Below are 15,385 nucleotides of genomic sequence, written 5' to 3'. Positions count from 1 at the left end.
AAAGTTCCGTAAGCCCCGATAATGATTTTCGGAGGTGTTTTTTGCAATGTATATGAATTTTAAAAGTGAAGAGAATCTTAGATTTATAAAAAACAGATCCGCATTATGCCCTCCTAAAAACATATATGCGGATCTTCTAACAAACCAACTAAACAATCTTTATACGTTATTTTTCTATTTTAATGTGTGTTCCTTTTATCCAGTGTTTGTATTCTTCTCCGTAGTATAAGTACACAGAACTTGCAGATGCAATGTATGTTCCTGGGACTTCGGCTTTAAGATCTAAGTGTATTGTTTTTTCTTCTTGATTTTTAAAAGAACGCCAATAGAATATTACATAATTGTCATATACTTCATAAAAAGCAATTTTGTTTTTTTCTATTAACTCTTTGAGTTGCCAAGGCTGCACAGATGCTCCGGAAGGAATTCCTATAATAGCAGTCACCATACCTAATCCATCATCTTTGCTATTTTTTATAGTTGTGTTGTGTCTTATAATATCCCCTACTTTATAATTTTCTTGCATAATCGTAGTCGATAACTCTAAAGGACAATCTATAGCAGATTCTGGTAGAGTACTATCCCAGGTAATATCTAGACTATAAGGGAATTGTTTTTTTGCATCAGAAAAAAGAACATCAATGGTATTTATACCTTTTTTTAGGCTTTTTTCAAGACCATCTATAGATATTTTTCCGCTTGGAGAAGTGATTAATTTTTTCTCAGAAGTTTGGCCATTAATGTTGATTGTAATTAAATCATTATCGCGTAATAGTTTTGATTTTTGTGTTTTTGTGTACTCAATAAGAGCTTTTAGAGCCATTGCTGTAGCTTGTGTTGCACCAAACCTACCATGTTTTCTATTGTTTAATAAATGTTCTACTGCTTGATCTATTTGTGAAGGATCTTGATTTTGCTCTTTTAATAATGCTAGAATGGTAAAAGCAAGTGTTTCAGTTTGCTTGTCATTACCATATGATCTAGTGATTGTGTTTTTAACAGGGAGATTATTGAATCCATGAGTTTCAATGTTTAATTTAACTTGCTGTAAAAGTCGTGTCGCATTTTCTATCTGATTAAGATTAAATGAAGCACAAGCCATAAGTGCTATTTTATAACTGTCATTACTTTTTAAAGCATCTTTATAAGCGACTTCATATTCTTTTTGAATGTCAACAGCAATACCCGCTTCGCTCAGTGCATACACGATATATGCGTTTGCAACATCTTGGGGTGAACTTGCAAAACTGTCATATCCTTTTTTGCTTTTATGAAAACCACCTTTACCATCTCTTCTATCCATAAGCCATTGTATTGTGCGGGTAATCATCTCATCACTTACTTTTGGATAAACTTCTTTCATTTCGGTAAATTCAAGCACACCAAAGGCAGTTAGCGTTTCATGAGGAGGTGTATGTCCAAACCATTCAAAGCCACCTTCTTTAGTTTCAAAACTGATAAGCCTTTTGTATCCTTGTTTTATGAAGTCAAGGGCTTTTGCTTCTATTTCAGGATTTGATTTGCCACTTTCTCTTAAGTATTTAAGCACCATAATATTAGGATATGTGCTAGAAGAAGTTTGTTCAAAACATCCATAAGGCTTACGTATTAAAGACGCAATACCGTCCATGACTTCCCCTACAATATCTGTGTATAGATTAAATTCAGCACTCATACTTCCTGAGACAGCATTGTCAATTGCTAGTTCAAAAGATTTATTTTTAAACCCAGATAGTGATGCTTCTGTAGGGAAATATGGACTTATAATAGTTGTAGAGGTGGTTAAGAAATCAGAATGTGTATCACTTATGAAAAGTGCTTTTAAATCAATGTTTTTAGCTTTTTTAAATGCACGAATAGGAACTTGTACTGTTGTGAAACTTTTAGGGTCTATCGTTATTTTTTGAGGTGCGTATGTATTTATAAAACGGATTTCTTCTGGTAACTCCATAGACAAAGTCCCGGTAATAGGTTGTTCTGTATTATTTCTTATTGATATAAATAGAGCCACTTCGTCATCTACAGATAGATATGCAGGTGTTTTATAATCAATGGTAATAGGGTTTATAACATTGTACGACTTTTCTGTGCGACCTACTTCTCCAGTTGCACTAATACCTTCTGCAATGATATTAAAAGAGGTAATAGCATCAGAGTTATGATACGTTAATGTAGCTTTTCCATGTTCATCTGTTTGTATTATAGGATTCCAATAAATAGTTTGTCTAAAGTCAGTACGTTCTTCATCTAATTGATGATGGTCATATAATGGAACATAAAACCTTTTGCTTGGAGTATAATTTCTGTAATTTGTAGATGAGAAATTTTCTATTGTGTAGTTTCGATATTTTGAATTGTTAATTTTCTTCTTTTTGTATGAAGAACGGTAATTACCCCCTTTTGTAGTAATCACAATAACACCATTTCTACCAGCGGTACCATATAATGTTGCAGCGGTAATCCCTTTTAAAATATTTATAGATTCTACATTATTAGGATCTATATCTATAGATTGGTGAATACCAATTGAAGTTTCATTTGTATATGGGACTCCATCAATAATAAATAGTGGCTGATTGCTACCACTTATAGAATTTGCCCCTCTTATCACAACATTTGTAGCATTACCAGAAGTTCCACTTTGACTTGTGATTGCGATACCACTTGCTTTTCCAGATAAAATTCTTCCTACATCTCCTTCTGCTCTAGAACCTATCTCATCAGAACTAACTTCACTTACGGCATATCCAAGTGCTTTCTTTTCTCTTACTATTCCTTGAGCTGTTACAATAACTTCACTAAGTTGGTTGTCACTAGCCAAAGTAACAGATACATCATTAGAAGCTATTTTTTCTTTTTCGATTGCTTTTTTTATAATAGGTTTTGCTGTGGGTTTTGTTAGTTTTTTCTTTAGTAATTCCTCCTGTTTCTTAATAGCTTTATCTTTATTTCTTTGCTTTTCTATCACTTGCCAATCATAACTATTATTAGAGTTATTTGATTTAATTATTAGCTTTTCTCCGTTATCATTATAAGCTAGAAGAGTGTATTCTTTTCCATCTTCTATTTTAAAGAAAAAAACTCCTTTATCATTTGTTTTGAAGGGTAAGACATCGTCTCCATTTATATCAAACAATAATAATTTTGCAGGGGTAGGAGTACCTTTTTTATTGACAATAACGCCAGATTGAATAGAGAAACTTTCAGGGGGATATTGTGCTGTTTGAATACTTTTAGTTTTTTCTGTTATATAACTCCTCCAGCCATGTGTAAGTAATACATAGTCTAATGCTTTTTGAGCATTATCTTCTTTAGGATTGAAATAAAAATTAGGTTTGTAGACAGTTCCTTTAAGTTCACTGGACATCAATAAATAAGAAGCTATATGATCTTGTCTGTCATCTGCAAAACTTAATAGTTTATTGTCAACAACTGCCAATGATAAATTTGAAGGTACAGGATTACCATGTTGATCTTTTGTTAAGATGTCTACTTCTATCTGTTCACGAGTTGTGTAAGAATCTTTGTTTGTTGTAATATCAATAGACAGTTTTCTGTCATAGTTTATAAATACAAGTCGTTCTGAAGTATATTGATCATCTAACGTTTGTATGGTGAACTTTGTAATCCCTTGAGGATATGTAGATGTGTTTAGCGTTACACTTTGACTTCCTTTTTTTAGATGAATTTGATCATTGTAGAGCGTTTGTTTTACATCGCTTACACACCATTCTACTTCTTTGTTTTCTGAACTTGTGATTGTAAAAGTAACTTGTTCTTCATTCATCTTGTCAAGATGAATACTAATTCCGTGTTTTTGAGCTTTGGGTATTTTGTAGACGCTCTTGGACTTAAAAGGTTCATAAATATGTGCAGTATATTGCTCATCAGGTCTAGGGGTAAGTTCAAAACTTCCCATACCATTGTGAAAACTGTCAAAATGAACAACAATATCGCCTGTAGAGTTTTTAATTATTCCACTTATATCTGCAGGCTTTCCATATGCATTTATAGCTTTAAAGGCAATAGTGTTTTTATGATTTTCTAAAAGGACACCACTCTCTGGAAGAAATTGTAAGTCAATATTATCTAGTGTAACGGGAATACTTCTTGAGATAGATTCGTTAGAGCCTAGATGAGGAATTAATACATTAATAATAACATCTGTTGTATCTAAAGAATCGGGTAATGAAAAACGTATAGAGAGTTCGCCATCGTTATTAGATATAATGTTTTGTTCAGAAACACGTTGTCCAGCAATACTTACTGTATAAGTACATTCTTTGTTTTTTAATGGGTTGTTTTCTAAATCTTTTAAAATGAGTGAAGCTTGTACATTACTTCCAGGACCATATGCTTCTTTTTTGAAGTCAAACTTCATTTGTAAACGTGGCTCTACTATTTTTTGAACTGTTATTTTTTTTGAAAAAAGCGAAGTATCCCCATAATTAAGCATCCATTGTGTATATGCCTTTATGGTATAGATACCACCTACCCAATCATTATTAAGTTCAAATTGACCATATGTATATCCGTTTTCAATACGATAATTAGCCTTCTGAATGCTATTTCCTTCGGGAGATATTAATTCTACATAAACCACATCACTTAATGATGTGATGTTTTGATGTGCATTTGTAATGTATGTTTTGAACCAAATAGTTTCGCCAGGAAAATAAAAAGAACGGTCAGTATGTGTGTATATCTTTTCGATATAATTTACTTCATTTATTTCTATTGTTTTTTCTTGTCCTAATGTTATAGTGCTTATGCATAAAAATAACCAGAAGTATATATGTTTTTTTATCATGGTTTTAAAGTTTAGCGATGATTTGTATTCCAGTTTGAGATACGATAGGAGTATTAAAGAAATTTAGGCCCTGACTGCTTGCTCCATCAAAAAAAGAGCTATAAGGGGTAGCGCCTTTATAAGCACTCCATGTAGCAATATTATGTGTGTATAAGCTTACTTTGAACGAAGTTATAAGTGCGTTTTGCTGACTTTCTCTTTGCTTTTTTTTATTGGCAAATTCATAAGATGCAGTGATTGATTTAAGATTTAAATAACTCCCATCCTCAATAAAACCTTCATCTATTCCAGAGAATCCTTGAATAGCTTTTTGAGACCCATTCCATATATCTCCACCTTTTTGATAGTCTAGTATAAAGCCAAATTCAAATCGGTCAAATTTAAAAGTGTTTGAAACCCCTAGATTAAAATCAGGAATGGGGTCTCCTATAATTTGTGACTGATTTGAGATGAGTGGATTTCCATTTTCGTCTGTGATGATGTTATCTTCTTCATTCCTTGCAAATGCACTCCCCACAATAACACCTACAGATTCTCCTTCGATGAGGTTGGTATTAATGGTAGAAAATCCTGAAATAGGTATTCGTTGTTCATCAGAAAGTAGTTTAGATACTTTTACACGCTTTCGCGAAAGCGATATACTCGTACTCCATTCAAAATCCCCGCTATAATTTCGGGTATTGTCAGATGTGAACTCTATGTCTAAACCATGTGATGTTGTATTTGCTGTATTCTTTAGAATAAATGAATCTCCTTGTAAAACTGGAAATACCCCATTTGCATTCTCATTTTTTGAATATCCTATACTGAGTTTAAATCGATTACTTATAAATCGAAAATCTCCTGCAATTTCAAAACCTTTTCCTTGTTCTAGTTTTAGATCAGAATCAGTAAAAAGATCAATTCTATTTGAAAATAATATTGCATTTTCTGGTGTGATGGTAAGTGCATTATGACTGTAGTTTCCATATAATAAAGGGCTGTCTTTTGTATTTTCTCCATAACGTATAGAAATATTTGCGTAGTTGAAAAAATCAGAACGTAAACCATAAAATGTAGCTGTAGGAATAAATGCCAGAGTCACTTGAGGAATCCACCAATCACTTTCTTGGATTGAACTTGTGTAACTTACATTAGATAATGTGAGAAATAAGAAATTGTCATAATCTAAACTAACAACGTTTTTTAATTCAAAGACTTGTTTTGTGAGGTCTTGAGATATAGTAAGAGGGATTGATTCATTAGGTTCTGAAAAAGTATAATCTAGATTTGTAAAACGATATGACCCGTTAGTATTAGTATCACCCGAGATAAAATCTGAGATGTCAAAATCTGTCTTTATCGAGAGGTCAGATTGTATCTGATGAGATCGTATCTCTTTAATAGAAGAATAGGGTGTGTTAAAGCCTAAAGTTCCAGCTTGTGCATTAAATTGTTCTTCGATATGATCAAAACTAGCACTAGAATTTGAATGGAGACTAACATCATCACTAATCCAATGTGAGGCAATTAAAGAGGTGGTAAGGTGGTTTTGTGTTTTTTTACTTCTTGTTGTGCGTAAAAAGGATGCTGTACTATTCGGATTATTTTCAGAAATAATGAATTGATTATGTAAGAGTATATTTTGAAAACCATTAATATTTGCAAGATTATCAGAATTTGTTGTTGCATGCACTCTTACTTTTAAAGGAACCTTTCTGTTATTACCATTATTATTTTGATAAAAGCCACCTATGGATATTTTTGTATTTGAATTTGTGTTGTAAAGATTACGACCTGTAATTAAAGAAGCCGTGAGGTTACTCTTAAATTTTTGAGACCATAGCGATACATTAGCATCATGATCATTTGTAAAAACAGTTCTAAAATTATTGTTTGCAGTGTTGAGTAAATTTCTAGACTTGATGCTTCTTAAAGCTACAGAGCTACGTATTGCTCCTTCTATATAAATGTCAGGTTTAAAATAAGTGAGATAAACTACATTATTTTTAGTGTTAATATTTTGTATTCTTGAAAAAGAACGATATCCTTTTTCTTTAGTATACGTATATGAGGTAGTGCCTGCGCTAGGAATTGTATTGTTACTTGCTTTGTTTTTTTGTAATGCATCTGTATATGCAGCACTCTTTATAGGTTCTACTATTATACCTGAATATGGATTAATGTTATCACTAAACATTTCTTGGGTAACCGTAAACTCTCTGGTTGTATATCCTACATAACTTATAATAATTACGTCTCCCACATTACATGCTATGGCATAATTTCCATCAAAGTCGGTCTGAACACCTATGTCGGTTCCTTTAATAGAAATACTAGCACCAGGAAGCGGACCTCCTTCCTCTGTTAAAGTTCCAGATATAATACCTCGTTGAGAAAAAGCGATGGTGGTTATTAATAAAGTAATAATAAGTACTATATTTCTCATAGGTGATTGTTTTAGTTGTGACCAAAAGTAATTTGACCTTGGGGAGATAAAAACATAGAATGAGGGAAGTAGATGTTTGAGTGAGGGAAGTGTTTTTATGTTTTATATGTGAGAAAAGGATTATCAAGAAGTGAGATGTTAAGTTTTTTTGGCGCAACCTCTTCTATAGATCAGAGTCTACTAAGTAAAGAAGGAGGAGATGAAATGATTTTTCGCGAAAGCATACCCTTAACTAGACCCATTTTTAAAAATAGCCATTGAATGAAAAAATCACTTTATTTTTTAATTTTTTCAATAACAGTATCCACTTTCTCACAAACTCCGGAATTGTTTTATGAAGATGGAGGTGATTTAGGTCCCATTGAGATTAGGAATGGATATGTCTATTACATAGATCAAAATATAGGGCTTAAACAACTTTCTCTTTTCGATCCAAATGAGGCACTATTAATTGCTACTGCACCTGGAGGTGTAGCATATATATTTTGGAATCCGGATGAGTCTTCTGTGTATTTTGGAAATATATTTCATTGGTATAAAGCACCATTTGATACTACCGAAATAACTAATGCTACATTGTTTATGGATTTTAGTTTTGATGTATACGATCTTAAGGAGTATAATGAAGAATACTACTTCCCTATTACCGATATTGGATCTTTCCTTAATAGCACTACCAATATTGACCCATTTGAAGGGGGTGAAACATTTGGCTTTATAAATCCAATCGTAACAAATATAGCCATAGAAGATGATATTATTTATTACAGTCATGGGAGTACATTACATAGGGCGACACTAAGTACTTTTAGTGAAACTATGGAGTTTCTTATAGATTTTGATGAGCCTATAGATCAACTGGAAGTTCAAGGAGATTATCTTTATGCTTTATTGAAAGAAAGCAATTCTGTCGCTATCTTTGATCGTAATCAACCAGCTCCTTTGGCACCTGTGAATTTTATTACGTTAGATCCAACCATTTATACTATTGAAAATCTAGTGATTGATCATACTGATTTATACTTTACAGACAGCAATCAAGGTTCTATTTTTGTTATAGCAGATGCTGCGCTATCTCTTGAAGAGCACGCCTCTTTTGCGCCTTCAATTTTTCCTAATCCAGTAGCCGATGATTTATTCTTTCAAGGAGAGAATATAAGTGAGTTACGTATTTTAGATACTAACGGAAAGATTATTACGTCAAACAAAGATGGTATGAGTGAAGGTGAATATATTATTGATGTGAGCTATTTAAGTAAAGGGGTTTATTTTGCTCATTTTATATCAAAGGATGATAAGACTATAATTAAGCGTTTTATTAAAAAGTAAGCATTAATTCGTTTTATATCTTAGTGAGACTTCTTTGCCTTTTTCTAAATCACTAGTTTCATAAAAAAACACATGCAATCCATCATGTTTACCTTCAATTAACCAATGACTGCCTTTAAAATAGCTTTGTGTTACAACGACTTTAACTCCTGTATCTACAACTTCTAATTGATGAGGATAGACTAGCATAGTAGTCTCTTTATTTGTAATTTCTTGATCAAACCAATATGCTGGAAGCTCATTTACTTCCCCAAAAAGTGAAGCGATATAATGTGTTTTAGGATTTTTATAAAGCGTAGTTGTCATATCATCTGCAAGGATAATGCCGTCACGTATTACAATGGTTTTATCCATGTATGATAATACATCTGTACTATCATGAGTGGCGACAAGACAGGTGATATTTTGTTTTTTAAGGTAGGTAAAGAGTTTTCTGCGAAGTCTGTTTTTTCTAAAGTTATCTATGTGAGAAAATGGCTCGTCAAGGAGTAAAACTTCGGGTTCTTTTGCGAGAGATTGTGCCAGAGCAACACGTTGTTTTTGTCCTCCGGAAAGTGTTTTTACATGCGCTTTCGCGAAAGCGGACATCTCCACAACTTCAAGTAATTCCTGAGTGCGTTGAGCACTTTCTTCAGGATAGAATCGAGATAAGAATTTTTTTATATTTTCTTCAACAGAGATAAAAGGCATTAAGTCAAAATCTTGAGAAAGATACTTCATAAAAGGCATCCCTGGAACAAGGTTTTCCTTAGGACCTGTGACTTGTGTATTGTTCCAATGTATCGTGCCTGAGTCAGTATCAAATAGCCCGTAAATTAATTTAAGTAAGGTTGTTTTACCACAACCACTTTCTCCTATGATAGCGACATGTTTCCCTTGATCAATCTGAAGGTTGAGATTCCTTAGTGAGAAACGATCAGAGATCGTATACGAAACATTTGAAATGACAAGCATATAATTACAAAGGTAGTATTTGTAGTATGAAAAATGTATATCTGTTTTAAGAATACATACTATTTTGGTTAAAAAAAAGTGAAAAGATAGCAAGCTCTCTATGGACACCTTATTTTTGTTAAAATTTCTATAATGATTCGTTTCATTTTATTTATCGCAATTGTAATTGCTCTTGATATATATGCATATCAGGCCTTTCGTTTTTTTGTAAAAGGACGTATAGGAACGATACTTTATTTTCTTATTACAGTTTTAGTTATAGGAGGTTTGTTTTGGCAATTCTCGACAGGTGATAGACGTCAATGGTCAGCCATGACACAGTTTTTTATAGTGACTTTTATTATCATGATTGTATCCAAAATGGTGCTTATAGTGGTGATGTTTGGAGAAGATGGTTTTCGATCCTTAGAAGGGCTCTATTATAAGCTTTCTGGTAAAAATACTTCATACACATTACCATCGAGGCGTAAATTTATAAGTCAGATTGCCTTAGGACTAGCTGCAATACCATTTGCTTCTATCTTATATGGTGTCATTATAGGACGTTATAATTTTAAAGTACTTAAATATACATTACATTTTGAAGACTTGCCGGCTGCTTTTGATGGATACCGCATTACACAAATAAGTGATATCCATAGTGGGAGTTTTGATAATAAAGAAAAGGTAGCTTATGCTGTTAATCTTATTAATGAACAAGCAAGTGATGCAATTTTATTTACAGGTGATATGGTAAATAATGAGGCAAAAGAGATGGAGCCTTATATGGATGTGTTTGATAAACTAACAGCAAAAGATGGTAAATTTTCTGTGTTAGGGAATCATGATTATGGAGATTATGTGTCTTGGGAAAGTGAAGCTCATCAGGAAGCAAATCTAGATCGTTTGAAAGAAATACAAAAAGAAATTGGTTTTGACCTTATATTAAATGATCATCGTTTTTTAGAAAAAGATGGAGAACGTATTGCTCTAGTTGGTGTTGAGAATTGGGGTGCAGGAGGTTTTAAAAAAGCAGGAGATCTTAACAAAGCAATTACAAATGTATCTTCTGATGATTTTAAGATATTATTGAGCCATGATCCTTCACATTGGGAGCACGAAGTAATCGAACATAAAGATCATTTTCACTTGACATTAAGTGGTCATACCCATGGGATGCAGTTTGGGATAGAGATTCCAGGATGGATTAAATGGAGTCCTGTAAAGTGGAGATATAAACACTGGGCGGGAATCTATAAAGAAAAAGGACAATATATAAATGTAAATAGAGGTTTCGGGTATTTAGCCTTTCCAGGAAGGGTAGGGATATGGCCAGAAATAACAGTGATAGAGCTCAAAAAAGGCTCAGAAACAACATAGTGAAGATAAAATAGTATATTTGATATGGATATCCCCCGTTCATTAAGTACTAAATCGTAAAGGTTATGTCAAAATTTGGCGAATTAATAGACTTAAACGTTCCCGTTTTATTGGATTTTTATACCGAATGGAACGAAGACTCTGTATCTATGCATCCTGTTCTTAGAGATGTAGCTGCAGCTGTAGGGGACAAAGGTAAAGTGATTAAAATAGATGTAGATAAGAATAATAAGCTTGCAGAAGCACTTCGTATTAAATCACTACCTACACTTATTATTTATAAAAATGGCGAGATGAAATGGCGCCAGAGTGGAGAGCAAGATGCAAATACCTTGATTGGTATTATGCAAGAATATGCTTCTTAAGATAGTTATAGTACATTCCAGACTCTTTAGTAAAAAAGAAAATACTTCCTCATAAGGCTTTAAACTCATATCCTTTTTCTAGAAAATAGTCAATAGCCTTTGGTAATGCATACATCATGTTTTTAGATGCTTTTATACTATCATGAAAAACAATGATATCACCTCTTTTAGTATTTTTTATAATGTTTTGTAGACATCGCTCTGGAGATATCTTAGTTTCCCAATCATAAGCAACAGTTCTGTACATAATAATTTGATATCCCTTTTTGCGTAATTTTTTAGCTTGATTACGTTTTATTTTTCCATATGGTGGTCTAAAGAATGGGAAATGAAGTAAGTCTTTGTGTTCTTCTTGAAGATTTAGTGCAGAAGACATTGTTGTTTCTGCTTGTGCTACATTAGTAAGATATACTTGCATACCTGTATTCCAACCTTTCAAGTGATTTTGTGTATGATTGCCTATGCTATGCCCTTGATCTATGATTTTATTAAAAATGATAGGATTCTTTTGTACGTTATCTCCTATACAAAAGAAAGTAGCTTTGGCCTTTTTTTGTGCAAGTAAGTCTAATACCCATTCTGTGATTTCTGGAATTGGACCATCGTCAAAAGTGAGGTAAATAATCTTTTCTTTAGAAGACCTATCCCATATATACCAATACGGGTGCATCCATTTTATAAACGAAGGCACCCGTATTGGAAGTGGGATAAAAAGACCCATTTTATTGTATCGTATCTTTTTCTATCGTGTCTTCTGCAGGAATAGAAATAGATTCTTCTCCAAGGAGTGTTTCTAATGACTCTAAACTTTGAGTTTCTTCTTCATCATCATAAAAGAAAGAGAATAAACGCAAATAGTTATTAAATTCTTGCGCTTTAGTTTCCATTAATTCTTCATCTTGATTTGCTATTAAAAGGTCAACAAGACTTCTGTATTTCTCTATATTGTCAATGATTTGTTCTGCATATTCATATTGATCGTTCTCAGATAGAGCACTATAATACGTAAGTTGTTCTTGGTATTTTTTAGCCAGTTTCTCCCATAGATCACGTGCTGTTTGAGTTTCTCCTATTTCATAATAACCACTAATGTATGGTTGTAAGAGAGTATAAAACTCAAAAATATCTACAGGCATTTTTTCCATAGCAAGATCCATAAGCTCTTTAGCTTTCTCAGGTTTTTCTTCTATGATTAATTGTTCTACAACACGAGCAATATTACCACGATATGTAATCCCATTAGAACGTGTCTCACGATCGTGATAAATGTCAGGATTACCACTATTACCCCAATACCATTTTTTAATAATGTCATACGACTTATCTGCATCTATACGACCCATATCATAAGGACTTCGAGGATCTATAGGAGTGTTGATAGGAATCAATTTAAAACAAACACCGTCAAGTTGTAAGTAATCTTTCATCCATAAGTAATCATCATCTCCAAAACTTCCTCCAGTAAAATAGATAGGACGTTCCCAATTATTAGTGGCGATGATATCCATCATTAACAGTCTGTTTTTGTATAAAATATCCCCAGATAACTCAATATCTATATATGGTACGACTAAATCTGCATCTTCAGGTCTAATGATTTTGTTTTGAAGGGCTATACTTTTATTTACAGGGATTCTTATTTTCTTACTCGGGAAAGTATTTATAAGTTGTCCGTTACGCAGTTCTTCTTTTGTTCTAGGGTCGTCGCTTGCAATCCAATTGAGCCAACCATTTATTGGAGTAATGTCATCCACTTCTTTAATTGGAGAATAAAAAATAGCATCACGAGTACCGTAGCGATATTTTTCATGTGTAAGTGTACTAGGTACAGGATCACTTTCAAAAGCTTTACGTTTCATTTGGTCCATATACCAATCTGTATTAATCAGACTTGTATTTACAACACGTACATCAGTGCGATACCCTTCGATTTCTTGTACATACCAAAGAGCAAAGGTGTCATTGTCACCTATCGTAAATAAAATAGCATTCTCATCTACAGAGTCTAGGTACTTTTTAGCCATAGCAAGAGCTGTTTTACGACCAGAACGATCGTGATCGTCCCAATTTTCTTTAGCAAGTAATATAGGAGCGGCAAATAAACAAACAATCATGGCGACTGGTAACGCTACTTTTGGTTTTATAAAATCTTTTATAAGGTCAAATAAAGCATACGCTCCAAAGCCTATCCATATAGCAAAGACGTAAAAAGATCCAACTAATGCATAATCACGTTCTCTTGGTTCAAAGGGACGCTCATTAAGATATACCTTAAGTGCTAGTCCAGTAAATAAGAAAAACACCAGTAATACAATAAAGTTCTTCCAATCCTTACTTACATGAAAAAGTAGTCCTAATAATCCTAATAGTAATGGAAGGAAATAGTAATTGTTGCGTGCTTTATTGTTCTTAACATCAGATGGAAGGTTGTCTTGAGACCCTACAATAAGATTGTCTATCCAATCAATACCACTTATCCAGTTTCCGTTAAAATCATCACCTTGTCCTTGGATATCATTTTGACGTCCTGTGAAATTCCACATAAAGTAACGCCAATACATATACCCAAACTGATAACTGAACATATAGTTCATGTTATCTATAAAAGAAGGTTTCTCAACATCTAAAAACTGTCCGTATTCACTTTTTAAGAAAGCATTATAGCCGTCTAGATTTACTTTTCCTTGGTTATAATCTAATTTAAATTGTGTAACTACATCCTGTATGTGTTCTTGGTATTCTTGTGATAAATCTGGATTGTTTTTAATCCTAAATTTAAGAGGACCGGTATATTGCATATAGTTTGCATTATGCTCAGCACTCCACATACGAGGTAAAAAAGCTTTATGTGCATCATCTAGATTTTGCCCTGTATTACGCCACTCATTAACAACGATATATTTTCCTGACTTTTCATCTTTTTCATACTTCTTCTTATCATCCTTATAAGGGTTGTCAGGATCTAGTCCTGCATAATCAGAAGTGAATTGAGGTCCATAAAAAAGTTTAGTTTCTGGATATTGTTCTCGATTATAATATGCTAATAATTCACGAGCATTATTTGGATTGTTTTCGTTAATAGTAGTACCTGCGTTTGCACGAATAGGAAGCATTAACCAACTAGAAAATCCTATAAAGATAAAAAGAGCGCATAGTAAAGCCGTATTAAGGGCAGGTTTGTTATGCTTTCGCGAAAGCGTAAACCCATAGTAAAACAATGCAGTTAATAATAGTCCTGCGATGATAGTCCCGCTATTAAATGGAAGACCTATAGAGTTTACAAAAAATACTTCTAAATGCCCAAAGATGGCAAGTGTATAGGGAAGTAAAAATTTGAAAATAAATAATAGTATAGCAACGACAACAACAAGTGCAATGACAAAGTTTTTTACAGTAATTTTTTTAGTGTTTTTAAAGTAATAAAGTAATCCTATAGCAGGAATCGTTAAAAGTCCCATAAAGTGAATTCCAAACGATTGCCCTACGATAAAAGCGATAAGAATAAGCCATCTGTTACCGCGAGGTTTATGCATATCACGTTCCCAAAGAAGTCCTAAGTAAAATAGTAGAGATAGTATGAAAGCAGCCGGGGCATATACCTCTGCTTCTACAGCATTAAACCAAAAACTATCTGTAAAACTAAATGCTAATGCTCCCACAGCAGCACTTCCAAGAACTGCATATTGTTTTGTGGTTGTAATGATTTCTTCATTAATAAGTAATAATTTACGAATTAATAAGGTGATAGACCAGAACATAAAAAGGATCGTAAATGCACTTGTCAGGCAAGAAAGATAATTTACGGCAAGAGCAATGTAACTGCTATCTGGTGCAAAAATAGAAACAAAAGCTCCTAAGATTTGGTAGAGAGGTGCTCCAGGAGGATGCCCAATCTCCAATTTAGATGAAGTTGAGATATATTCTCCAGCGTCCCAAAAACTTGCTGTAGGCTCTACAGTGAGGGAGTATACTAGTAATGCGATGGCAAAAACGCTCCATCCTATTATTTTATTCCACTTCTCGAAGTTGAATTCTGTCATGTTTTTATTTTTTTTGCATTGTGGCGAAGTTAAGAATATCAGGTAACTTCAGCGTTAATTTTTTCAAAACGTAAATAAATATTATAATATTTTTCAAAAT

At 33.2% G+C, this 15,385-nt stretch carries 8 protein-coding genes; 3 read left to right on the top strand and 5 right to left on the bottom strand.

Features of this window, described 5'->3' with window-relative positions:
* Positions 1–166 precede the first annotated feature (166 nt).
* The gene (locus ABJD27_RS12945) at positions 167–4,810 is read right to left on the bottom strand and encodes a TonB-dependent receptor plug domain-containing protein (protein WP_348165400.1); all 4,644 of its coding nucleotides are present in this window, start codon (positions 4,808–4,810) and stop codon (positions 167–169) included.
* Between the two features lie 4 nt (positions 4,811–4,814).
* Positions 4,815–7,238, bottom strand: a complete 2,424-nt coding sequence (locus ABJD27_RS12940; RefSeq protein WP_348165397.1) for a carboxypeptidase-like regulatory domain-containing protein — start codon at positions 7,236–7,238, stop codon at positions 4,815–4,817.
* 261 nt (positions 7,239–7,499) lie between these two features.
* Between ABJD27_RS12940 and ABJD27_RS12935 the strand changes: the two genes are divergently transcribed.
* Positions 7,500–8,567 carry a T9SS type A sorting domain-containing protein gene (locus ABJD27_RS12935; RefSeq protein ID WP_348165394.1) on the top strand — a complete coding sequence of 356 codons (1,068 nt, stop codon included), beginning with the start codon at positions 7,500–7,502 and terminating at the stop codon, positions 8,565–8,567.
* Positions 8,568–8,570: 3 nt separating this feature from the next.
* Here ABJD27_RS12935 and ABJD27_RS12930 read toward each other — a convergent pair whose 3' ends face one another.
* Positions 8,571–9,521 carry an ABC transporter ATP-binding protein gene (locus tag ABJD27_RS12930; protein WP_348165391.1) on the bottom strand — a complete coding sequence of 317 codons (951 nt, stop codon included), beginning with the start codon at positions 9,519–9,521 and terminating at the stop codon, positions 8,571–8,573.
* A gap of 132 nt (positions 9,522–9,653) precedes the next feature.
* Here ABJD27_RS12930 and ABJD27_RS12925 point away from each other — a divergent pair, with 132 nt between their 5' ends.
* Complete coding sequence (locus ABJD27_RS12925; protein WP_348165388.1) at positions 9,654–10,880, top strand: metallophosphoesterase; 1,227 nt, start codon at positions 9,654–9,656, stop codon at positions 10,878–10,880.
* A gap of 65 nt (positions 10,881–10,945) precedes the next feature.
* A complete protein-coding gene (locus tag ABJD27_RS12920; RefSeq protein WP_348165385.1) occupies positions 10,946–11,245 on the top strand; it encodes a thioredoxin family protein in 300 nt (99 codons plus the stop codon).
* A 49-nt stretch (positions 11,246–11,294) separates the two neighbouring features.
* On the opposite strand, the gene ABJD27_RS12915 is transcribed toward ABJD27_RS12920, so the two are convergent.
* Positions 11,295–11,966, bottom strand: a complete 672-nt coding sequence (locus ABJD27_RS12915; RefSeq protein WP_348165382.1) for a polysaccharide deacetylase family protein — start codon at positions 11,964–11,966, stop codon at positions 11,295–11,297.
* Position 11,967: 1 nt separating this feature from the next.
* Complete coding sequence (locus ABJD27_RS12910; RefSeq protein WP_348165380.1) at positions 11,968–15,285, bottom strand: DUF2723 domain-containing protein; 3,318 nt, start codon at positions 15,283–15,285, stop codon at positions 11,968–11,970.
* Positions 15,286–15,385 lie beyond the last annotated feature (100 nt).

It is taken from the genome of Dokdonia sp. (assembly GCF_039945015.1).
Classification (GTDB): Bacteria; Bacteroidota; Bacteroidia; order Flavobacteriales; family Flavobacteriaceae; genus Dokdonia.
The sequence above is the reverse complement of the archived record's forward strand: the minus strand, read 5'-3'. Positions and strand labels throughout refer to the sequence as shown.